This is a genomic window from Streptomyces sp. NPDC101110, assembly GCF_044759525.1.
In the GTDB taxonomy this organism is placed as follows: Bacteria; Actinomycetota; Actinomycetes; order Streptomycetales; family Streptomycetaceae; genus Streptomyces.
Genome location: NZ_JBIVZM010000014.1, coordinates 71,798 through 93,334, shown reverse-complemented (window position 1 = coordinate 93,334; position 21,537 = coordinate 71,798). Strand labels below are relative to the sequence as shown.

The following is a 21,537-nucleotide window of genomic DNA, read 5'->3' as shown; positions in this document are numbered from 1 at the left end:
TCGCTGCCGCCACTGGTCGACGGCGGGAGGTCCCGAGGTGCGGGGCCTCTTCACGCAGGGTGTCGCACGCGTCAGTCCACGATCACCCCGGCACGCGCCGCCGGTACCCGCCCGGCGAGTGCGCCGCCGAAGTTCCCCTCGACCTCCGCCTTCTCCGCGGCGTTCGGGTAGGGGTTCGTGCACGAAGTACCCGCGGTGGAGCCGGACATCAGGCTCGAGCAGGGGCCGGGCTTGCGGTCCGGCAGGCCCAGGATGTGCCCGAGTTCGTGCGCGGAGATGCGGATCGTGTCATACCCCTGGTCGACGGCCTGGCGCCCGATGTACACGGTGCCGTTGCCCAGGGTGCCGGGCAGGGCGCGAGGCCAGCCGTTGTCCGCGAGGACCCGGATGTTGGCTCGCTGCCCGGCCGTGACGGGCCGTAGCTCGACGGCGTCGACGCTCTCGTTCCAGATCGCCGCGCCCCGGTCGACGGCGCTCTTGAACTCCGCGGAGCCGCCGGCGTCATAGGTCAGGACACGCGCGGCCACGGGGGCTTCGGCGGCGGCCGCGACCTGACCACCGGTCAGGGACAAGGACACCAGGCAGGCGGCGGCGAAGCCGCCGGTCAGTATGCGAACGTGCATGATCGACCTCCTTGTGGGGGAAGGGCAGTCGTGCTCATGACATTCCTGGTACCTTGCCCAGCCGCGTCACCACTGAATCCTCAGGCGACGGCCGCGACCGAGACGCCGATGGCGATGAACAGCCAGCCGGTGGTCAGCTCCCAGCGGTGGCGCACCGTCGGCCGGGCGAGCAGGGCTCGCAGACGCGCGGCGACCACGACGAGCGCGAACCAGTAGACCACGCCGATGACGACGTCCAGCGTGCCGAGGAAGAAGATCTGCTGTGCCATCGACCCGTCACCGTCGACGAACTGCGGAAGGACACTCAGGAAGAACAGGGCGGCTTTGGGGTTGAGCAGGTTGGTGAGAAGCCCCTGAGTGAAACCGCTCCGCAGACGCCCCTGGGCGGGCCCGCCCCTCCCCGGCCCCGCGGATGTGGCCCCGTTCGCGTCGCGCCGCTCGCGGTCGGCCCGGCGGGCGGCGCGTACGGCCCGCACACCGAGATACACGAGGTAGGCCGCCCCCATCAGTTTGATCCCGTCGTACACCAGGGGTGAGCGGGTGGCGATCACCGAGAGGCCGGCCGCGGCGGCCAGCATGTGCGCGCACAGCCCGGTCTGGGCGCCCAGTGCGGCCGCTCTGCCTTGCGCGGGGTCCTCGGCCGCCGATCTGAGCACCACGAGGAAGTCCGGCCCCGGCACCACGTACGCCACCAGTACCACGCCGAGGAAACCGAGCAGGTCGACCGTCATCCGCCCTCCACCCCACCGGTCCGTGAAAACGCCTGCGACCGGGCCTGGTCGGCGTCTCCCTGTACGGCGCGCCGGGTACCCCCGAGCGGGCAGCCCGGACAACTCGGCCACCGGCAATCGGCCTGAAGGGGATACAGACACCGCCGTGAGCAACGGCGTTGACCCCGCACGCACGTCACGAGCACAATCTGCGGGCCCGCGTCGTCCGCGGGCGAACGGGGAAACCATGTGCGACACGTGTCCTGACCGCGAGACGATCCGCGCCGTGGCGCGCAACCCGGCGGCGCCTCCCGACGTGCTGGTCAGGCTGCTTGCGGGGCAGGCCGTCGCGGCCCGGGACGTGCTGGCGTGGCGCGCGTTGCCGGACGAGGTGGTCGACGCGATCGTCGTGCACCCCGATCGCAGGCTGAGATCGGCGCTCGCCGAGAACCCCTCGGCGGCGCCGGAGCAACGCGCCCGGCTCATCGACGATCCCGACCCTCGGGTACGCGCGGTCCTCGCCTACGGCCCCGAGGGGTTCCGCATCCCCGTGGAACCGCTTGCGGTGGCCGCCCAGAAGCGGCTGCTCGCCGACGAGGACGCGCGGGTCCGCGGCTGCGCGGCCGACTCCCGGCACACGGCGCCGGAGCTGGTGGCCCTGCTCGCCGACCACGACGACGCGGACCTCAGGCGGGCGGCGTGCCGCGTGTGGGACCTGCTGCCCCGTGACACCCGGGACCGCCTGCTCAAGGACCCCGTGGAAGACGTACGCCGGGCGGCCATGGGGCAGGCCTGCCGCGACGACGCGCGCTGCACGGACCTCCTGCTCGACTCGGACCTCGGCCCCCTCCGACGGCAGGAGGCGATCCGCTGCGGTGCCATGAGCAGGGCGACCGCCGAACGGCTCGCGGCGAGCCGCGCGGAGTCGGACCGGCGCGAACTGGCGGCCAACCCCCACCTGCCCGCCGACCTCGTCCGCCGGCTGGCCGAAGACGACGCGCACAGCGTCCGGCTGGCCGTGTCGGTGCGCCCCGAGCTGACCGAGACCGAACGGGGCGCCGTCGACATCACCATCGGCCCGTCCGACCGGCACCATCCCGTCGAATGGGTGCGCCTGTGCGCCGATCCCGACGTGCTGCGCCGATGCGCCGGATCGGCCAACATCCTGCTGCGCCGCAGCGCCGCCTGCAGTCCGCACCTGCCCGCCGACGCCGTCGCACTGCTCTCCCGGGACGACGACCACGCCGTGCGGCTCCTCCTGTGCGAGAACCAGCCGGGCGTGGACGGTGAAGTCGTGCTGCAGACCTACCTGGACTGCCAGGTCATCACCAAGGGCGCTCTGCTCGGCCACGCCGCCTTCCCGCGCACGGGCGCCGGCCGGCGTTTCGCCGACGACCCGGACCCGGAGAAGAGGCGGCTGGTGGGACTCGACCCGCACGCCCCCGCCGACGTGGTGGTCCGGCTGCTCGCGGATCCCGACGAACGAGTGCGTGCAATGGCCGCCGCGCACCCCGCCCTGCCGGTCGGCCTCATCCTGGAGAGCTGTGAGGATCCGGCTCTGTCCTCCCGGGCGTTGAGCAACCCCGGCCTGCCGGCGCGGGTCATGCACCAGCGCCTCGACGACCTGGGCGTCCCCCGGGCATCCCCGTTGCTTCGGAGGGGTGCCCTTGCGGGACCGAACGGATCGGCTCCGCGTCGCTGACACCGACGCCCGGTCTATTGCGGACGGGCGACGGCCGAGGGGTGGGTGTGGGCAGCTTGCAGGAACCTGGCGGCGCCCCGGACGGCCGCGGTGTGCGGGGCCGGGACGATGTGCAGCGGTGCCTTCAGGCGGTCGGTGAGGAGGTAGGTGATCTCCGGCCGCAGGGCCCCGCCGCCGGCCAGGAGGACGCCCCGCCGCAGCGCTCCCGCGGTGAGCGCGGTGCGGTCGTGGCGGCGGATCGCGGTCAGCATGGCGACCACCGCTTCGACGATCTGCTCCGGCGTGGCCGTCTCACCGAGGTCGCCGGTGCCCAGTGCCGTCCGGTGCGCGTCGGTGACCGCACCGTCGCACAGCAGCACCACCTCGGTGAGGTGGGCGCCGATGTCCACCACCAGCAGCGGCCGGGACATGTCGGCATCGGCGGCCAGGGCGATGCTCCGGGCGCCGGGGACGGTCAGGACGCTGCGGGGCCGCAGCACCTCGACCGCGGCGCGCGCCCGGGTGCGGTAGGCGACACCGCCCAGGACGGGCGTGGTGACGATGACCATGGGGCGGGTCAACCGGGGCAGGCGGTTGCCGAGGATGCGCTGCAGCATCCGGGCGCACCCCGGGGCGTCGACGATGGTGCCGCGCTGGACGGGGTGGAGCCCACCGGTGCCGGGGAAGGTGACGGTGGGCACGTCGACGACCGTGCCTCTGCCCGCGAGCCAGACGCGGGTGCGCGCGCTGCCCATGTCGAGGGCGATGCCGCAGCAGCGCCGGCACCCGGGCCACAGCCGGTGACGGCCGCCGTCGCCGGGCAGGTCGTGGGCGCCGGTCATGGCTGTGCCTGCTTGACCTGCTGGCAGCGGGCGCAGTAGCGGGCCTGCGGCACGATCATGAGCCGTTCGTGTTCGACCGGACGCCGGCACAGGTGGCAGCGGCCGTAGGAGCCCTCGTCCATGCGGATGAGGGCTGATTCGACGTCGTTGAGGACCATGCGGGCGGAGGCGGCGAGTTTGACGCGGACCTCGATCTGCCCGGCGGCCCGCTGCCGGAGCCGGTCCTCGGCCCGGGAGGTCACCGGCCCGGCGAGCAGGCGCAGTTGCTCCCGGCGGAACAGGCGCTGCTCGTGGAGGTTCTCGCGCAGCGCGGCGAGGTCCTCGGCGGACAGGTGCGTCGTGCTCGGGTCGATGGTCTGGTGGTTCACCACGTCACCCCTTTGCGGCAGGGCGGAGGAGGTCGGTCCGGGCGGTCAGGCCGTGCGGCGCTGGCAGGCGACGCAGTGGCGGGTATAGGGGAGGATCTCGAGCCGTTCGGGGGGAACGGGTTTCGCGCAGCCCACGCAGATTCCGTAGGTGCCGTCGTCGACCCGGGCGAAGGCTTCCTCGATCTCCTTGAGGGCTCGTTCCATGGCGGTTCGCTGCACGGACAGCAGGTGATCGTCCGGGCCGTGCCCGGTCTCGTCGAGGGCGCGCAACTGTGCCAGCCGGGAGGCACGGGCGTGCTCCAGGCGCCGGCGGGCCTCGTGCGGGTGGGGCTCGGCCCGGGTGACGTCGAGCGACATGGTCGGTTCCTTCCTCGGCGACGGTGCGGGGTCCGCAGGTCCGGTCATGCGTGGCGGGCGGACCGGCGGCGTCGCCGGGCCGCCCGTCGGCTGCCGGGTGGTCGTGTGTTCTCCACCCTGGCCCGGCCCGCGGCGGATGCCCATCGGGCCCGCGACCCATTTGCACCGGAGCGAGGGACCCATGGGGCCGCGCCCTGGGTGGTGCGTGCCCGGGGAAATGGGGGTCAGGTCCCATGGACGGGAGCCGTGGACCGGCGGCAGCCTGGTCACAGGCTTGCTCAAGTGCCCGGGCCGCGAACGCGGTGGGCTCCGCGATGCCCGACAGTGGAGGTGAGACCGAGGTCGTAGAAGGGGAGGCGCAGGGACGGTGTCCTTGTTCTGGCGGATTTTCGCCCTCAACGCCGTGGTGCTGGGCACGGCCACGGGTCTGCTGTTGTGGGCGCCGGTGACCGTCTCCGTGCCGGTGCTGCTGACCGAGGCGGTCATCCTGGTCGGCGGCCTGGCCGTCATGCTCGTCGCGAACGCCGCCCTGCTGCGGCTCGGCCTGGCCCCGCTGGACCGTCTCACGAAGCTGATGACCACCGTGGACCTGCTGCGGCCCGGCCAGCGTCTGCCCGCTTCCGGCGGCGGCGGTGTCGCGGAACTGATCCGTACGTTCAACGCCATGCTGGAGCGGCTGGAGCAGGAGAGGGTCGCCAGCAGCGCGCGGGCCCTGCTCGCGCAGGAGGGGGAACGCCGCCGCATCGCACAGGAGCTGCACGACGAGGTCGGCCAGAGCATGACCGCGATCCTGCTGGGGCTCAAGCGCTCCGCGGACGACGCCCCGGAGCCGCTGCGCAAGGAGTTGCAGGAGTTGCAGGAGATCACCCGGGAGAGCCTGGACGAGGTACGGCGGCTGGTGCGCCGGCTGCGACCGGGGGTGCTGGACGATCTGGGCCTGGTGAGCGCGCTGACCTCGCTCAGCGAGGACTTCGCCACCCATACCCGGCTGCTGGTCACCCGGCGCTTCGACACCGACCTGCCCCCTCTGGAGCCGGAGACCGAACTGGTCCTCTACCGCGTCGCCCAGGAGTCGCTGACCAACGTCGCCCGCCACGCGGACGCAGGCCGTGTCACCGTCGCCCTCCGCGGTACGGGAGACGCAGTGGAGCTGACCGTGACCGACGACGGCAGCGGTGTCGAGGCACCTCGCGAGGGCGCCGGCGTCCGCGGGATGCGCGAGCGGGCCCTGCTCGTCGGGGGCAGCCTCGAGATCACCCCCGCGCCCCGGGCCGGCACCCGCGTGCAGCTCATCGCGCCCGTTGTGAGGAAGCAGCCCTGACCATGTCCGACACGACCACGCCCGCCCCGGACCGGACCGGCACGATCCGCATCCTGCTCGCCGACGACCACGCGCTGGTCCGGCGCGGTGTGCGGCTCATCCTCGACCAGCAGCCGGACCTCGAGGTGGTCGCCGAGGCCGGTGACGGGGCCGAGGCCATCGAGCTGGCCCGCTCCCGCGAGGTCGACCTGGCGGTGCTCGACATCGCCATGCCGCGCCTGACGGGGCTGCAGGCGGCGCGCGAACTGGCCGGCCTCAAACCCGGCCTGCGGATCCTGATGCTCACCATGCACGACAACGAGCAGTACTTCTTCCAGGCGCTGAAGGCCGGCGCGAGCGGCTATGTGCTGAAGTCCGTCGCCGACCGCGACCTGGTCGCCGCCTGCCGGGCCGCGATGCGCGACGAGCCCTTCCTGTACCCCGGCGCGGTCACCGCCCTGATCCGCAACTACCTCGACCGGGCCCGCCACGGCGACGAGACGCCCGACCGGATCCTCACCCCCCGCGAGGAGGAGGTGCTCAAACTGGTCGCCGAGGGCCACTCGTCGAAGGAGATCGCCGACCTGCTGTTCATCAGCATCAAGACCGTCCAGCGCCACCGCGCGAACCTGCTGCAGAAGCTCGGCCTGCGCGACCGTCTCGACCTGACCCGCTATGCCATCCGCGCCGGGCTGATCGAACCCTGACACGCCGGCGCCAGGACCGCACACGACGACGAGAGGGGGGGACTGTGCACCGCACCGCGCGCACGGCGCCCGTCATCGGCGCCGCCCGGCACCGCTCCCCCGTCGCCGTCGTGGCGGCGGTCGTCGTGGCGGTGCTGGCCGCCCTGATCCTCGTCACACCGCTGCCCGGCCCGCCGGGCGCGGACGTCTCCGGCCCGCCCGTGGCGGCGGACCGCTTTCACCACGACGGGACGCGCGCCGACGACGGGTGCGAGGTCGCCTGTGCCGTCCGGGCGGCCACCCGCCACGAGCAGCCGCACGCCGAGCAACCGGCCCCGTGCGGACACTCCGGCGCCCACGGCCGGACCACGGACGGCGTCCCGCGCCCGCTCACCGGCCCGCACGAGCCTGCGGCCGGGCCCGTGCCCGCCGCACGACCGCACGTGGACCAGGACCGGGGGCGGGCGCCCCCGGTGTCCTCCGGCACCTGACGCACGTTCCCTTTCACCCCGACCCGCCTCGCCGCGGCCCACGCCGGCCGCTGTCGAGGTGTGCCTGCCGGAGGCTCCCGTTGAACCGTTCCCTGCGGATGAGAGCGCTGCTCGCCCTCGCCGTGCTCGCCCTGTCCCTGTACGTCGCGGTCACCGTGCCGGTCCGGCTCGGTCTGGACCTGCGCGGCGGGACGCAGATCGTGCTCGAGACCCGTTCCACCCCCACGGCCGACGCGGACCGCGCGGCCACCGATCGCACCCTGGAGGTGCTGCGCGGCCGCATCGACGCGCTCGGCGTCGCCGAACCCACACTGGTGCGCTCCGGCGACGACCGGATCATCGTCGAACTGCCCGGTGTGCAGGACCCGAAGAAGGCCGCCGACGTCCTCGGCCGCACCGCCCAGCTCACGTTCCACCCCGTTCTCGGGGCCGCGGACCGGGCCGACGGCACCTCCCGGCCGGGGCCCGAGCCGACCCGGGAGCGCATCCTGCCCGACGAGTCCGGCACCCCGCTGCGCCTCGGCCCGGCGTCCCTGACCGGCGAGGACGTCAAGGAGGCCGACGCCCAGTTCGATCAGCAGGGCGGTGCCGGATGGCACGTCACCGTCGGCTTCGAAGGCGCCGGCCGGGCCGGCTGGGCCGGTCTGACCGGCGAGGCCGCCTGCCGGGCGCCGGGTGATCCGGCACGGCGGGTCGCCATCGTCCTCGACGACAAGGTCATCTCCTCCCCGCAGGTCGACCCGTCCCTCGCCTGCGGCACCGGAATCCGCGACGGCGCGACCAGGATCACCGGCTTCTTCGGCCCCGACGAGGCACGCGAGCTCTCCCTGCTCATCAACGGCGGGGCCCTGCCGGTGCCCGTCGAGACCGTCGAGCAGCGCACCGTGGGCCCGACGCTCGGCGCGCAGGCCATCACCGCCAGCGCCTGGGCGGCAGCCATCGGCACGGTGCTGACCTCACTGTTCATCATCGCCGTCTACCGGCTGATGGGGGGTCTGGCCGCTCTCGCGCTGGTCTCCTACGGCCTGATCTCGTATGCCGCCCTAGCCGCCCTCGGCGCCACGCTGACCCTGCCGGGTCTCGCCGGGTTCGTCCTGGCCATCGGGATGGCGGTGGACGCCAACGTGCTGGTCTTCGAGCGGGCGCGGGAGGAGTACGGCGCCCGCCGCCGGCCCAGCATCCGCTCGGCGCTCGCGGCCGGCTTCCGCAACGCGTTCAGCGCGATCGCCGACTCCAACGTCACCACGCTGATCGCGGCCGCACTGCTGTTCTTCCTCGCCTCCGGGCCGGTGCGCGGATTCGGCGTCACCCTCGGCATCGGTGTGCTCGCCTCCATGTTCAGCGCCCTGGTGGTCAGCCGTGTGCTGGCCGAGTTCGCCGCCGGGCGTCCGAGCGTACGCCGCCGCCCCGGTCTCACCGGCATCGCCGGCATCGGAGCGGTCCGCGAGCACCTCACCCGTCGCAACCCCGTCCTGATGCGCCGCCCACGCCGCTGGCTCGCCGTGTCCGCTGCCGTGCTCGTACTGGCCGGCTCGGGCATCGCGGTGCGCGGCGTCGATCTCGGTGTGGAGTTCACCGGGGGCCGCCTCATCGAGTACAGCACCAGCGGTCCCGTCGATCCCGGCCGGTTCCGTTCGGCCCTCGCCGACGCCGGATTCCCGCGGGCGGTCGTGCAGTCCTCCGGCGAGACGGGCCTGACGGTGCGGACCGATCCGCTGACCGACGCCGAGGAGGCGCAGGTCACCGGCGCCCTGCGCGGCCTCGACGGCCGGGCGGACAAGGTCCGAGACGAACTGATCGGTCCCAGCCTCGGCGATGAGCTGCGCCGGGGCGCGCTGATCGCGCTCGCCGTGGCCGTCGGGGCGCAGTTCGTCTACCTCGCCGCACGCTTCCGCTGGGTGCTGGGCTCCGCCGCGGTCGTCGCCCTCGTCCACGACGTGGTGATCCTGCTGGGGGTGTTCGCCTGGCTCGGCAAGCCCGTCGACGGGGTGTTCCTCGCGGCCCTGCTCACCGTCATCGGCTACTCCGTCAACGACTCCGTCGTCCTCTTCGACCGGGTCAGGGAACTGGCCGGGCGCAGCCCCGGGGCGCCGTTCCCCGGTGTCGTGAACCAGGCGATCCTGCAGACCCTGCCCCGCACGGTGAACACCGGCATGGGCGCGGCGTTCATGCTCACCGCCCTTGCGGTGCTGGGCGGTTCCTCCCTCACGGACTTCGCGCTGGCGCTGCTCGTCGGGCTCGCCGTCGGGACGTACTCCTCGGTGTTCACCGCCGCTCCCCTGGCGATCGGACTGCACCGCCGTCCCTCGCGGGCCAGGCCCTCGCGACGGCGGCCCGTCACGAAGTAGGCCGGTCCAGTGCGGTCGGCACCGGGGCCGCGCCGTCCGCTTCCGCCGGGGCGCGGGCCGGCTCCCGGGCACGGCCCCGGCGGTGCGGGTCGCGGTGGCGCGGCGGCCCGTGACCGGCCGACGTCCCGCGCGACGGCCGAAGCCGTCTCCCGCGCCGCGTGGTGGCGCAGGAGACGGCTCCCGGTGGGGCGGCGGATCAGGACGACTGGGCGCTCTGGTACAGGTTCTGGGCGTCCGCGCCGAAGTACGGGCCGTACATCGAGTTCGGGAAGAAGTTGTACTTGAAGCTGTTCACCGAGGACTGCAGGCCGGTGCCGGTGGCCTCGCTGAACTGGGTGAACCAGGGGCCTCCGCTGGAGCCGCCGGTCATGTTGCAGGTCAGGCCGTGGTCGTTGGAGAACAGGAAGTCGCGGGTGGTGGTGCCGCTGCAGTAGATGAACTTCTCACCGTCGTACGGCGCCGCGGCCGGGAAGCCGAAGGAGTACATCGCCTTGTTGTAGCCGGTGTTGAACGCCAGGCCCTGGCCGCCGACGACATCGGTCAGCTTCTTGCCGTCCAGCGGGGCGACGACGGCCGCGCCGATGTCGTAGTTGATGTCCTCACTGGCCGTCCACTGCGGGGTGGACAGGGTCTTGGACGCGGTCCAGGTGCCGTACGGGCGCTGCCCGTCGTGGTAGCCGGGTACGAACACCCAGTTGGTGTGCCAGGCGCCCTCCAGCTTCACGCAGTGCCCGGCGGTGAGCACGGTGCTCTTGTTGGCGCTGGTGACGGCGTTGCCGGAGCAGGACGCGGTGCGGCCCTGGTAGCTGAAGAAGACCCGTCCCGCGGTCTTGGTCACCGCTCCCCCGCCGGACCAGGGCCCGCCGCCGTGCGGGAAGGCCGTGGGCCCCATGGCGGAGGGGGGCGCGCTGGGGGCCACGACCGTCGCCCTGCCCTTGCGGACCGCGGGTGCCCGTACGTCGGAGCGGTCGACGGTCAGCAGGTCGAGCGGGGTGGCCTCGCGCATGCGCTGCGGGGTCCAGAAGGCCAGGGCGCGTTCCTGCGCCGAGGCGGTGGCCACGCCCGGATCCGGTGCGGCGGACGCTGGTGCCGCGGTGACGCCGGTCGCCAGGAGCGCGGCGACGCCGGCGAGCGCGCCGAGGACGGAGCGGCGGACGCGGGGGCTGCCGCCGGACGGGTACGGGCTGCGGGGTCGGCCTATCACGCGGTCTCCTTCTGCTGTGGGGGCCGGGCGGCGGGAAGCCCGTCGCCCGGTCAGGCAGGGGTGTCACTGCGGACGGTCAGGGGGCAGCGTGCCACCGGCAGGCCGATATGGACAGGTGCATGTCATTACGTTGGCCGAAACTCCCCGCTTTCCCGCTCCGGTCGGGACACGCGGGCACAGAAGAACCCGGCCTCACCGGGGAGGCCGGGTTCTTCAGTCAGCGGGTGGGGTCAGAGGATGGGGCCGGCGCCGCCGGGGCCGCCCGGCTCCACACGGCCGCGCCAGGCTCCGGATTCGACTCCGCGCTCCTCGATGTACTGCTTGAAGCGCCTCATGTCGCCCTTCACACGCCGGTCGATGGTGCCCATCATGTCCGCGGCCTTCTCCACGGCCCCACTGGGCTCGACATCCATCACGAGCTCCACCCTGGTGTGGGTGTCGTCCAGGCGCTCGAAGCGGACGGAACCCCTCTGGTTCGTGTCCCCGCTGGTCGTGCGCCAGGTGACCCGCTCGTCGGCCAGCTGGTCGACGATCTCGGTGTCGAATTCGCGCCGTATCCCGCCGATCTTGGTGGTCCAGTGGTTGTGGCGGTCGTCCAGCTGCCTGACCTCCTCGACGCCCTCCATGAAGTTCGGGAACTCCTCGAACTGCGTCCACTGGTTGTAGGCGGTGTGGAGGGGAACGTCGACTTCCACGGTTTCCTTGATGGTGCTCATCTGAAATGCCTCCGTATTCCCTGATCGATTGCAGGAGGCCCATCGGCCCACGCAGGTCCGGGCCCGTGCGGGCCGGGTACCCGGGATCCTCCGGTTGCCACATCGGAGGCGATCAGCGACCGGCGGGGCGCGGTGCGCGGCGTTCCCCGTGTTACCGGAGTTCGGGCGAGGCGACGTCGACCATGAGTTCGGGGCGTTGAGATTGCACACTTTCCGGCTCTTGGTGCCAGGCCCGGAAGGAGGCGCTGCCCCGGAGCCCACCCGGAGGAGCCGGGGGCGAGGTCGAAGGTGCCGTCGGGGTTCTCGGTGTGCCGGAGCGGTCCGGCCACCCGGGTCAGAACCGGTCGTGCTGCTGCGGCTGCCCGTACTCCTGGCCGCTGGGGCCGCTCGCACTCTGGGCCTGCAGCTGCTCCGCCTGCTCCTTGGTCAGCTTCTGCTCCGCGCCGCAGAAGGTGCACTGCGTCAGGTACTTCGTGGAGATCGGGAACAGCGGGACGAAGAACAGGGTGAACTTCGTGAGGCGCTTGCGAAGCGTGTGTGCGGCGGGGTTCCCGCACTGGCCGCACACCAGCGTCAGTATCGCGAGCTGGTAGAGGTAGCCCTTGGTGCCGAAGATGATCACGTGTCGGTCCTTCCCGGTGGGATCTTCCCCCAGTGTCCTGTATCGCGGGCAACGTCGGAGGCGTGGGCACCTCGTTCGTGTGGAGAGCACGGCGGGGGCTGGACCACTCGGGTGACGGGGCCGGGGCCATTCCCGGGCACCGGGCCCCGGGCCCCGGGCGAGGGACCCGGTCACGCGGCCCGGGGGGGGCCGGCGGCCACGGCTCGGCGCCGCGCGTCGCGCAGCCCGCCCGCAGCCTGCGGCTGAGGCCCGGAGAGCCCGGGCCGCGTGCGGCGGACCGGGCTGCGGTGTGCTCGCGGTCAGCCGGACAGGGCCGCCAGCACCACGGACTTGGCCTCCTCCTGGACCCGGCCGAGGTGGTCCGGGCCGAGGAAGGACTCGGCGTAGATCTTGTAGACGTCCTCGGTGCCCGAGGGGCGGGCCGCGAACCAGGCGTTGTCCGTGGTCACCTTGATGCCGCCGATGGCGGCGCCGTTCCCGGGGGCCTCGGTGAGCACCGCCGTGACCGCGTCCCCGGCCAGGGTGTCGGCACTGACCTGGGCCGGGGAGAGCTTGGCCAGCAGGGCCTTCTCCTCGCGGGAGGCGGGAGCGTCGATGCGCGCGTACGCCGGTTCCCCGAAGCGTGCGGTCAGCGCGGCGTAGTGCTCGGACGGGGTCTTGCCCGTGACCGCCGTGATCTCGGAGGCGAGCAGGGCGAGGAGGATGCCGTCCTTGTCGGTGGTCCACACGGAGCCGTCCCGGCGCAGGAAGGAGGCGCCCGCGGACTCCTCCCCACCGAAGCCGATCGTGCCGCCGGCCAGCCCGTCCACGAACCACTTGAAACCGACGGGCACCTCGACCAGCTCACGGCCCAGGTCGGCGGCGACCCGGTCGATCATGGCGGAGGAGACCAGGGTCTTGCCGATGCCGGTGGTGGCCGGCCAGCGGTCGCGGTGGGCGTACAGGTAGGAGATCGCCACGGCGAGATAGTGGTTGGGGTTCATCAGGCCCGCGTCCGGGGTGACGATGCCGTGCCGGTCGGCGTCGGCGTCGTTGCCGGTGGAGATCCGGAAGCGGTCGCGCTGCTCGATGAGCGAGGCCATCGCGTACGGCGACGAGCAGTCCATACGGATCTTGCCGTCCCAGTCCAGGGTCATGAACCGCCAGGTGGGGTCGGTGTGCGGGTTGACCACGGTCAGGTCGAGGCCGTGTTGTTCGGCGATGCGGCCCCAGTAGGCGACCGACGCGCCGCCGAGCGGGTCCGCGCCGATCCGGATCCCGGCCGAGCGGATCGCGTCCAGGTCGAGGACGTCCGGCAGGTCGGCGACGTACGAGCCGAGGAAGTCGTGGCGGCCGGTGGTGGGGGCCGCGAGGGCACGGGCGTAGGAGACGCGCCGTACGTCCTTCAGGCCGCCGCGGATGATCTCGTTGGCCCGGTCCTGGATCCAGGAGGTCGCGTCGGAGGCGGCGGGGCCCCCGTTGGGCGGGTTGTACTTGAACCCTCCGTCGGCGGGCGGGTTGTGGGAGGGCGTGACCACGACGCCGTCCGCGAGACCGGTGGTGCGGCCGCGGTTGTGGGTGAGGATTGCGTGCGAGACGGCCGGGGTCGGCGTGTAGCCGTCGGCGTCGTCGATCAGCACGGTCACCTCGTTGGCGGCGAACACCTCCAGGGCGGTCACGCGCGCCGGCTCCGACAGGGCGTGGGTGTCGGCGCCCAGGAAGAGGGGGCCGTCGATGCCCCGGCCGGCCCGGTACTCACAGATGGCCTGGCTGGTCGCGGCGATGTGATCGTCGTTGAACGCGTTCGCCAGGGACGAGCCGCGGTGTCCGGAGGTCCCGAACGTGACGCGCTGCCCCGGGTCGTCCGGGTCGGGGCGGCGCGCGTAGTACGCGGTGACCAGCCGAGCGACATCGACGAGATCCTCGGGTCCGGCCGGACTTCCCGCTCGCTCGTGCTGCATGGGCCCGCTCCTCCGCATGGTTGATCCTTCGTGTGCGGTCCCATCCTTTCCCGTGACGGCGGGGGCGCGCGAGGGGCGCGCCCCGGTCGGGGGCGGATGTGCGCCACACCACGTGCGAGGCGGTCGGCGCGGCGTGCGGGCGACGGTGTGCTCACCTTCCGGCACGCCCGCGGAGATCTTGTCGCCGCGGGGTGCCGGCACGCGCACGAGGGGGCGGCGCCACGGACCACCGGTGCACCCGGTGGGCGGTCACGCCGCCTGCGCCTCGGGCCGGCACGTCCTCGCGCCGCCCTAGATCCGGCCGCCGGTGAGCCGCGTCAGGGGGCCGTGCGCGCCGCGTTCCGCGCGGCGTCCCACGGCGTAGGACGCGGCGCTCAGCGCGGTGAGACCCGCTCCGACACCCGCGGCCACGAGCTTGCGGTGGGCGATGACCGTCCAGGCCGTCTTCGCCGTGGTGGCGACGTGGCCGGAGGCCGTCACGACCGCCTGGCGGCCCGCCTCGACGCCCTTGACCGCGGTCTGCGCCGCCGACTTGGCCGTCTCGGCGGAGCGTCCCGCGGCCGACTTGGCCGCCTCGGCGGACCGCTCGGCGCCGGACTTGGCCGCTGACGCAGCCTCACCGGCCTTGCCCGCGGCACCCTTGGCAGCCTGGGACGCCGGCGCGGTGGCCTTGTCCGCCGTGCGGCGGGCCTTGGACTCGGCGGTCCGTACGGTCGACGCCTTCTGATTCGTTCGCTTGTTCTCTTCAGTCATGGACACCGACTTGCCTCTGACTCCGGCGGCAAACACATTCACCTCGCGCACCGGCCGGGTGGAGGCGTGCCTGAGCGCGTCGCCGCAGGGTAGGCGCATGGCAGGCAGGTGCACATCACGACAGGAAGGAAGGTGCGTCATGGCCGGAATGCTGGACCGCATCAAGCAGTTCGCCCGGAGTCCCCAGGGGCGGCGGGCCGTCGAACAGGCCCGCCGGGCCGCGGCGGACCCCCGCAAGCGGGCCCAGGCCCAGCGCCTGCTCGGCAAGCTCAAGGGCCGCCACTGACCGGGCCGCCAGACGCCTTGGGTCTTCAACTCCTCGGCCACACAGGCTTGTTCACCCACACATCGGGCACTCGGGTCGCACTACACACCGGAAGATCAGGTCCTGTACCAGAAGCTGCCCGGGGGCGGGGCGCCGGGCGGCAAACCCTGGATCAGCACTTCCGCGGGCATGGCCCGACCGGCGCGGGTGGGCCGTCGGGCAAGATGGGCCCATGAGCGTAGTCAAGATCAATGTGCTGACCGTACCCGCCGAGCAGCGGGAGACGCTGGAGAAGCGCTTCGCCTCCCGGGCGCACGCCGTGGAGAACTCCGACGGGTTCGAGTGGTTCGAGCTGCTCCGCCCCGTGGAGGGCACCGACACCTACCTCGTCTACACCCGGTGGCGCGACGAGGAGTCCTTCCAGGCGTGGATCGAGGGGCCGATGAAGAGCGCGCACCAGGGCGGCGGCGAGGGCGGCGAACGGCCGAAGCCCGCGGCGAGCGGCTCGACGCTGTGGTCCTTCGAGGTCGTGCAGCAGGCCGGGCCGAAGGACGCCTGACCGACGGTGTCACGCAGGAGGTCCCCCATGCGACACGGCGTGGGGGACCTCCTGCGTGCGGGCCGTACCGGCGCTCAGGTGCGCCGGGAACGCGTGGGGACGGCGGTACGGCCGACCGCCGCCGCCAGTTTCCGCAGCCGGCGCCAGTCGAGGCGCGGAGGCGCCTCGGGCACTCCCGGACGCTCGCGCGGCACCCGGACGCGCAGACCGCGCCGTGCGATGCGGCAGCGGACCGGGGCGGGCATGACGAGCGCCTCACCGTCGAGGCCGACCTCCAGCTCCGGCGCGTCCGCGTCGACGACGACGTGCTGGGCCGTCAGCACCGTGAGCCCCTCCGGGCGCGGGGACAGCAGGAGTTCGGCCGCCTCCACGGCACTGTCCACCCGGACGGCGAGCACACCGAGCCGCCCCGAGTTGAGCCGCTCGCGACGCCCAAAGCCGAAGGGGTCGTCCATGCGGTAGGCGTTGTTGCTGACCAGGATCGCCTGCGGGTCGGCGATGGTGGTGCCGTCGGCGGTGGCCGTCAGACGCGGACCGCTCTGCCGGGTGAGCAGGTCGGGCAGCCGGTCCAGGGCGGCACCGACCTTGCCCTCGCGATAGCCGGGGCTCTGCACGACGGACCCGTAAACGCCGAACGAGGCGTTGTTGACGAAGGGCCGGTCGTCGGCGAACCCGAGGTCGACGCGGAGTTCGACGCCGTCGGTGAGGGCGTCGAGACAGGCGGCCGGGTCGTCGCGGTCCAGACCCAGGTCCATGGCGAAGTGGTTGCGCGTGCCGGCCGCGATGACGAGGAACGGCAGTCCGTGTTCCGCGGCGACGGCGGCGACCAGGGCCTGGGTGCCGTCGCCGCCCGCGACGCCCAGGAGGTCGGCCCCGTCGGCCACGGCGGCCTTGGCCAGGGCGGTGACGTCCTGGTGCTGGTCCGGGTCGAGCAGAACGACCTGGGCGCCCAGGGACTCGGCCTTCTCCCGCAGGTTGAACTTCTCGACCTTCCCGCCGCCGGAGCGCGGGTTGAGCAGCAGGAAGGGGCGCAGGGGCGGCGGTGTGCGGTACTCCTTCACGCGTACGGTCCGCAGGCCCGTGCTGCGCAGGGCGTAGCGGCCGCTCCAGACCGCCCCGCACCACAGGAGCAGGGACACGAAGACCACCCAGAGCAGATTGGCGGCGGCGAAGAGGGTGATGAGGCCGACGGGCGCGAGGACGGCCAGCGCGGCCGACGCGATCCGCGCCACTCCGCGCCGCGACAGCACCCACCAGAGTGCCGCGGCGGTCACGGCGAGGCCCGCGAGGCCCGCCACGAGCAGGAGCAGTCCCCGCAGACCGCCGGAGACGAGCGGCAGCAACGCCGCCAGCGCGGCCGCTGCCAGGGCGCCCCGAGCGGCCCACCTCTGCCGGCGGTGAAACCGCTCGTCCATCGCCGATCCCATCTCGTCCCTCCGCTCGAAGGCCGGCGCGGACGGACTCCCGAGACCGCGCCCCGCCGCGACCATGGTGCCCGTCGGCACGTCGGCTCCGCCACCGCCATCCCGGACGACTCCGCCACCGTGGGGCACACCGGACGTGAAGATCCCCGGGGCGGAGCCATCCGTAGCGTACGCGGCCCCGCGGACGCGGTACCGCGCACCGGCCCGGATCGGCCCGCCGACTCACCCGCTCTCCGCATTCTCGGTCTTGACCTGGTCAGTCTCATTACGCAACTCTGAGCGGGCAATCCCTGTCGACGAGGAGGCCGGCACGCGATGGAGTGGACGGGCGCGCGGTACGCGGACCAACCGACGGTCGAGGTGACGACGTGGGTCGCCGCACCGCCGGGGAAAGTGTGGGCACTGGTCTCGGATGTGACGCGGATGCCGGAGATGAGCGAGGAGCTGCAGTGCGCGCGGTGGGCCGGGGACGCGACCGGGCCCGCCGTCGGGGCCCGGTTCGTGGGCCGGAGCAGGCACGAGCGGTTCGGCGAGTGGGAGACGGTCTCGACGGTGGTCGCGTGCGATCCGGAACGGGTGTTCGGCTGGGCGGTCGGGGATCCTGCGGAACCCAGTGCCGTGTGGCGGTTCGAGCTCCGGCCCAAGGACGGCGGCACGGAGCTGTCGCAGTGGATGCGGATGGGGCCCGGCCGCTCGGGACTGTCGTTCGCCATCGACGCCATGCCGGAGAAGGAGCAGAAGATCGTGTTCGTACGGCTGCGGGAGTTCGAGCGCGGCATGAGCGCCACGCTGGAGCACATCAGGCAGCGGGTGGAGGCGTGATGCGCGCGGCGACGACCGTCGAGGCGGCGGCCCTGGGCTCCTGGTCCCGGCAGGCCGATTTCGTGGTGGAGGCGGAGAAACTGGGGCTCGACGTCTGCTGGGTGGCCGAGGCCTGGGGTTCCGACGCCCCCTCCGCCCTGGGCTTCTACGCGGCCCGCACGGAGCGGATGCTGCTCGGCTCGGGGGTCATGCAGATCGGCACGCGCACGCCGGTCGCCCTGGCGCAGACGGCGATCACCCTGTCGAACCTGTCCGGCGGGCGGTTCCTGCTCGGGCTGGGCCCCTCCGGCCCGCAGGTGATGGAGGGGCTGCACGGGGTGCCGTTCGCCCGTCCCCTGGCGCGGATGCGCGAGACGGTGGAGATCCTGCGGCAGGTGGTCGCGGGCGGCAAGATCTCCTACTCAGGCTCCGAGTTCGCCATTCCGCTGCCCGGCGCCGAGGCGGTGCCGATGCGCCTGTCCATGCACGCCGAGCACCCCGTTCCCGTCTACCTGGCGGCGCTGTCGCCCGCCATGCTCCGGCTGACCGGCCAGGTCGCGGACGGCTGGCTCGGCACCAGCTTCGTCCCCGAGGGCGCCGCGCAGGCGTATTTCGCTCCCCTGGACGAGGGGCTGGCCGCCGCCGGCCGTGACCGCGCCGGCATCGACGTCTGCCAGGGCGCCGAGGTCGCGTTCGCCCGGGACGAGGAGTCGCTGGCCGCCATGGTCGCGGGCCGGAAGAAGGAACTCGCCTTCAGTCTCGGCGGCATGGGGTCCGCGTCGACCAACTTCTACAACCGGGCCTACGGCCGGCAGGGCTGGGCCGAGGTCGCGGAGGAGGTCCGCCGGCGCTGGCAGGCGGGCGACCGCGACGGTGCGACCGCACTCGTCACCGACGAGATGGTGCTGGCCACGACGCTCATCGGCACGGAGGAGATGGTGCGGCGGCGTCTGCGCGTCTGGTGCGACGCCGGGGTGGACACGGTCCGCCTGTACCCGGCCGGTGACACCCTCGACGACCGGCTCGACACGCTCGGCCGGGCGATCGAACTGGTTCACGAGACCAGGGCCGACGGAACGGGCGGGTAAGCTCCGTGGAAGAACGACCCCGGCCACACGGGCGAGCAGCGGCTGTGGGTGAAGGCCCCGGTCGACGCGGACTCTATCTGCTGAAGACGGTGCACAAGAGCGCCGCGCAGCACACCACGATGTCGTTCAGCGGTTTCGACGAGGCTGCTGAACCTGAGGGCGCCGAAGCCGGGTGAGGTACTGGGCGTCGGCGGCTGAACACCCCTGGGGCGGTGGCGCTTTCCGTTGGATTTCCGGCGGCGACCGGCCGAGAGGGACGAATCGTCACACCGGGGCTTGACGGGGCGGAGCCGGGCTCGGCCTACTGGAAGCGCAGCCGGCCGTGTCGGGGGTCCGGTCCGGTGCCGGCCCTGAGGGCGAGTCAATTCCGTACTCCCCCACCGGAACGCGGGTCAGGGGTCTGATGGTGCGGCGACACTGGGCAGCGGTGGTGGCTCTGTCGGCCTGCCTGCTGTTGCTGCGCCTCGTCGTACCCGGGCTCGCGGGCGAGGGGCGTCCTGCGGCGGTGACGGCTCCTGTGGCGGTGACGGTGACGGCAGAGGTGGACGCGACGCTTTCTGACGCCGTTTCGCATGCCTGGTCCGAAGGGGCGGGAGAGCCGTGTCCGTGTGAGGACGAGCCGCCGGTCCGGCACCCGGCGGCACGCACGCCGCGGACCACGGGTGCCGCGGGGGCTGCGGGCTCCGGCCCGGCGCCGGCCGGGGCGGCCGTGGCGGGCCGGAGCGGCACGGAGCCCCGTGCGGCGGGAGCGGTCCGGTGTCCGATGGCGGCCGCATCCGCCCCGAGCGCCGCACGGTCGCAGACGTTGCGCTGCTGAGACACGGCGGTACGCCAAGGCCTGCCCCCGTGCGGCCTGAGTACGGCCCGGGCACCGCATCGCGGTGATGTGCAGGCCTTCATGTGTCCCCATGCCGATGACACAGGAGGCAGAGTTGCCTGGAAAGCGCGTTCTCGTTCTGCGGCCGGACGAACTCGGCCCGAGCGACCAGAAGATGTGGCGGGAGATCCGGACGGAGTCCGGCGCACCGGCGAACCCTTTTCTCGACCCGGTGTTCACCGTGGCGGTGGGGCGGGTCAGGCCGGGTGCCCGCGTGGCGGTGCTGCAGGACGACGGGTCCCCGGTGGGGTTCTTTCCGTACGAGAGGGGGGCGTTGGGCCGGGGCCGGGCCCTCGGGCTGGGGGTGTCCGACAGCCAGGGCGCCGTGTTACGTCCCGGGATCAGACCGGACGCCCGGCGGTTGCTGCGGGTGTGCGGGCTGTCGTCCTTCGAGTTCGACAACCTGGAGGCCGGTCAGAGGGTGTTCCTGCCGCACGCGGTCGAGGAGCTCGCCTCCCCGGTCGTAGACATCGGCGAGGGCTTCGCGGCGTACAGGGATCACCTGCGGGCGCGGTCACCGGGCTTCCTCAGGCAGACCCTCGCCAAGGAGCGCAGACTGGCCCGGCAGGTCGGCGAGGTGCGGTTCGTGTACGACGCCCGCGACCCCGGGGCGCTGCGGGCGCTGATGGAGTGGAAGTCGGCGCAGTACCGGCGGACCGGCCGGCGGGACCGGTTCGCGCAGGAGTGGATCACACGGCTGGTGGGGCTGCTCGGCGAGAGCGAGGAGCCGGAGTGCCGCGGAGTGCTGTCCGTGCTGTACGCCGCCGGGCGGCCGGTCGCCGCGCACCTGGGGCTGCGCTCCCGCACGGTGCTGTCCTGGTGGTTCCCGGCGTACGACCGGACGTACGCCAAGTACTCCCCCGGGCTGGTCCTGCAGTTGCGGTTGCTTCAGGCCGCGGCGGCCGACGGCATCGAGACCGTCGACCTGGGCAGTGGCCCGGCCCGCTACAAGGAGTCCCTCAAGACCCGTGACCTGCGGGTGTACGAAGGAGCGGTGGTACGGCCGGTGCCGGGCGGAGCCGCCCACTGGCTGGGCCGCGAGCCCGCCCGGGTCGCCCGCCGCTTCGTCCGCGGCCGGCCCCGCCTGACCGGTGCGGCGGCACGGACGCTCCAGGAGCTGGGCCGGTTGCGCGGTGGCTGAGGCCGGGCCGTACGGCCCGGCCTCAGCGGCAGGAGCAGGGGCGCCCGGCCCCGCGGAACCGGGCGCCGGTGCCCTCAGCGGGTGGCGGTCCAGCTGTGGGCGACGTCCACGACGACGCGGTCGTCGAGCTGCTGGACCCGGAAGGGCAGCCGCGCACGGACGCCCAGACCGATCTGGGTCTCCCCCTCGAAACTGCCGGCGAACCGGGTGTCCCGGAACGTGCGGTACCCGGTGAGGTCCACGCCCGGCAGGGGCCGTGCCACCCGGCCGGGATAGGTGGCCGCGCCGGTCTCCGGGTCGTAGGCGGGCGCGGACACCCGCACCTCGAGTACGGCACCGCCCGAGACGGCGATGTAGCGGCCCGAGCCGTCCTGGTAGAGCCGGTCGACGTACCGGACGCTGTAGCCGACGCCGCTGCCCGCGCCGGGCACGTCGATCACCATCCGGTCGAAGCAGGTGTGACGACCGGTCCTGACATCGGTCATCGGTGCGACGGTGGCGCCCGCGTCGGTCTTGGCCAGGCTCCCCCAGCCGGTCGGACACGTCGCCGTCTGTGCGGTGGACCGCTGTGCGGCGGCCGGTGCGGCGCCGGCCGGGACCGCCGCGACACCCACCGTGGCTCCCACGAGTGCGAGAGTCGCGCATGCTCTGCTGATTCGTACCATTGCCGCCCCCGAGGCTTGCATGTGGCTGATGCCGGGTGAGACGACCGGGACGGCCGAAAGGTTGCACTTACCGTGC

22 protein-coding genes are annotated in these 21,537 nt (G+C 73.1%); 10 read left to right on the top strand and 12 right to left on the bottom strand.

Annotated elements, in window-relative coordinates; genetic code table 11:
• Window positions 1-71 precede the first annotated feature (71 nt).
• Together ACIQU3_RS28960 and ACIQU3_RS28955 are read right to left on the bottom strand one after the other, a co-directional pair.
• Window positions 72-623 (bottom strand): snapalysin family zinc-dependent metalloprotease, encoded by a 552-nt coding sequence (locus tag ACIQU3_RS28960; protein WP_403928420.1) that lies wholly within the window; start codon window positions 621-623, stop codon window positions 72-74.
• A gap of 80 nt (window positions 624-703) precedes the next feature.
• Entirely contained in the window at window positions 704-1,354 is a 651-nt protein-coding gene (locus tag ACIQU3_RS28955; protein WP_403928417.1) for a LysE family translocator, read from the bottom strand.
• A 265-nt stretch (window positions 1,355-1,619) separates the two neighbouring features.
• Here ACIQU3_RS28955 and ACIQU3_RS28950 point away from each other — a divergent pair, with 265 nt between their 5' ends.
• Entirely contained in the window at window positions 1,620-3,035 is a 1,416-nt protein-coding gene (locus ACIQU3_RS28950) for a hypothetical protein (RefSeq protein WP_403928416.1), read from the top strand.
• Window positions 3,036-3,049: 14 nt separating this feature from the next.
• Here ACIQU3_RS28950 and ACIQU3_RS28945 read toward each other — a convergent pair whose 3' ends face one another.
• From ACIQU3_RS28945 to ACIQU3_RS28935, 3 genes are read right to left on the bottom strand one after another with little or no spacing between them, the layout of a single operon-like run.
• The gene (locus ACIQU3_RS28945) at window positions 3,050-3,856 is read right to left on the bottom strand and encodes a rod shape-determining protein (RefSeq protein WP_403737191.1); all 807 of its coding nucleotides are present in this window, start codon (window positions 3,854-3,856) and stop codon (window positions 3,050-3,052) included.
• Window positions 3,853-4,227: a TraR/DksA family transcriptional regulator gene (locus tag ACIQU3_RS28940; protein ID WP_403737188.1), complete on the bottom strand. Its 375-nt coding sequence runs from the start codon at window positions 4,225-4,227 to the stop codon at window positions 3,853-3,855. Before ACIQU3_RS28940 ends, ACIQU3_RS28945 begins: the two co-directional genes overlap by 4 nt.
• Before the next feature lie 42 nt (window positions 4,228-4,269).
• Window positions 4,270-4,581: a TraR/DksA C4-type zinc finger protein gene (locus tag ACIQU3_RS28935; protein ID WP_403737185.1), complete on the bottom strand. Its 312-nt coding sequence runs from the start codon at window positions 4,579-4,581 to the stop codon at window positions 4,270-4,272.
• 367 nt (window positions 4,582-4,948) lie between these two features.
• Between ACIQU3_RS28935 and ACIQU3_RS28930 the strand changes: the two genes are divergently transcribed.
• The 4 genes from ACIQU3_RS28930 (at window position 4,949) to secD (ending at window position 9,406) form a co-directional block, all read left to right on the top strand.
• Window positions 4,949-5,902, top strand: a complete 954-nt coding sequence (locus tag ACIQU3_RS28930; protein ID WP_403928413.1) for a HAMP domain-containing sensor histidine kinase — start codon at window positions 4,949-4,951, stop codon at window positions 5,900-5,902.
• Window positions 5,903-5,904: 2 nt separating this feature from the next.
• The gene (locus ACIQU3_RS28925; protein WP_403737179.1) at window positions 5,905-6,588 is read left to right on the top strand and encodes a response regulator; all 684 of its coding nucleotides are present in this window, start codon (window positions 5,905-5,907) and stop codon (window positions 6,586-6,588) included.
• Window positions 6,589-6,632: 44 nt separating this feature from the next.
• Window positions 6,633-7,058 carry a hypothetical protein gene (locus ACIQU3_RS28920; protein ID WP_403737176.1) on the top strand — a complete coding sequence of 142 codons (426 nt, stop codon included), beginning with the start codon at window positions 6,633-6,635 and terminating at the stop codon, window positions 7,056-7,058.
• A gap of 98 nt (window positions 7,059-7,156) precedes the next feature.
• On the top strand, window positions 7,157-9,406 hold the full coding sequence (gene secD, locus ACIQU3_RS28915; RefSeq protein WP_403928643.1) for a protein translocase subunit SecD: 2,250 nt from the start codon (window positions 7,157-7,159) through the stop codon (window positions 9,404-9,406).
• A 196-nt stretch (window positions 9,407-9,602) separates the two neighbouring features.
• On the opposite strand, the gene ACIQU3_RS28910 is transcribed toward secD, so the two are convergent.
• The 5 genes from ACIQU3_RS28910 to ACIQU3_RS28890 form a co-directional block, all read right to left on the bottom strand.
• Window positions 9,603-10,610, bottom strand: coding sequence for a trypsin-like serine peptidase (locus ACIQU3_RS28910; protein WP_403737173.1), 1,008 nt, complete (start codon window positions 10,608-10,610; stop codon window positions 9,603-9,605).
• Between the two features lie 230 nt (window positions 10,611-10,840).
• Window positions 10,841-11,326, bottom strand: coding sequence for an SRPBCC family protein (locus ACIQU3_RS28905; RefSeq protein WP_403737170.1), 486 nt, complete (start codon window positions 11,324-11,326; stop codon window positions 10,841-10,843).
• A gap of 334 nt (window positions 11,327-11,660) precedes the next feature.
• A complete protein-coding gene (locus ACIQU3_RS28900; RefSeq protein WP_403737167.1) occupies window positions 11,661-11,948 on the bottom strand; it encodes a zinc-ribbon domain-containing protein in 288 nt (95 codons plus the stop codon).
• Between the two features lie 299 nt (window positions 11,949-12,247).
• Window positions 12,248-13,888 carry a phosphoglucomutase (alpha-D-glucose-1,6-bisphosphate-dependent) gene (gene pgm, locus ACIQU3_RS28895; RefSeq protein WP_403928410.1) on the bottom strand — a complete coding sequence of 547 codons (1,641 nt, stop codon included), beginning with the start codon at window positions 13,886-13,888 and terminating at the stop codon, window positions 12,248-12,250.
• A 291-nt stretch (window positions 13,889-14,179) separates the two neighbouring features.
• A complete protein-coding gene (locus ACIQU3_RS28890; protein ID WP_403737161.1) occupies window positions 14,180-14,641 on the bottom strand; it encodes a hypothetical protein in 462 nt (153 codons plus the stop codon).
• 139 nt (window positions 14,642-14,780) lie between these two features.
• On the opposite strand from ACIQU3_RS28890, the gene ACIQU3_RS28885 reads away from it, so the two are divergent.
• Together ACIQU3_RS28885 and ACIQU3_RS28880 are read left to right on the top strand one after the other, a co-directional pair.
• Window positions 14,781-14,927, top strand: a complete 147-nt coding sequence (locus ACIQU3_RS28885; protein ID WP_403737157.1) for a hypothetical protein — start codon at window positions 14,781-14,783, stop codon at window positions 14,925-14,927.
• A 211-nt stretch (window positions 14,928-15,138) separates the two neighbouring features.
• The gene (locus tag ACIQU3_RS28880; protein WP_403928407.1) at window positions 15,139-15,465 is read left to right on the top strand and encodes an antibiotic biosynthesis monooxygenase family protein; all 327 of its coding nucleotides are present in this window, start codon (window positions 15,139-15,141) and stop codon (window positions 15,463-15,465) included.
• 74 nt (window positions 15,466-15,539) lie between these two features.
• Here ACIQU3_RS28880 and ACIQU3_RS28875 read toward each other — a convergent pair whose 3' ends face one another.
• A complete protein-coding gene (locus tag ACIQU3_RS28875) occupies window positions 15,540-16,892 on the bottom strand; it encodes a diacylglycerol/lipid kinase family protein (RefSeq protein WP_403737887.1) in 1,353 nt (450 codons plus the stop codon).
• A 312-nt stretch (window positions 16,893-17,204) separates the two neighbouring features.
• Between ACIQU3_RS28875 and ACIQU3_RS28870 the strand changes: the two genes are divergently transcribed.
• The 3 genes from ACIQU3_RS28870 (at window position 17,205) to ACIQU3_RS28860 (ending at window position 20,796) form a co-directional block, all read left to right on the top strand.
• Entirely contained in the window at window positions 17,205-17,711 is a 507-nt protein-coding gene (locus ACIQU3_RS28870) for an SRPBCC family protein (protein WP_403737153.1), read from the top strand.
• Complete coding sequence (locus ACIQU3_RS28865; protein WP_403737146.1) at window positions 17,711-18,778, top strand: LLM class flavin-dependent oxidoreductase; 1,068 nt, start codon at window positions 17,711-17,713, stop codon at window positions 18,776-18,778. Before ACIQU3_RS28870 ends, ACIQU3_RS28865 begins: the two co-directional genes overlap by 1 nt.
• A gap of 914 nt (window positions 18,779-19,692) precedes the next feature.
• Window positions 19,693-20,796, top strand: coding sequence for a GNAT family N-acetyltransferase (locus ACIQU3_RS28860; protein WP_403928404.1), 1,104 nt, complete (start codon window positions 19,693-19,695; stop codon window positions 20,794-20,796).
• A gap of 74 nt (window positions 20,797-20,870) precedes the next feature.
• Here the strand turns inward: ACIQU3_RS28860 and ACIQU3_RS28855 are convergent, their stop codons facing one another.
• Window positions 20,871-21,461: a hypothetical protein gene (locus ACIQU3_RS28855; RefSeq protein ID WP_403737143.1), complete on the bottom strand. Its 591-nt coding sequence runs from the start codon at window positions 21,459-21,461 to the stop codon at window positions 20,871-20,873.
• Window positions 21,462-21,537: the final 76 nt, after the last annotated feature.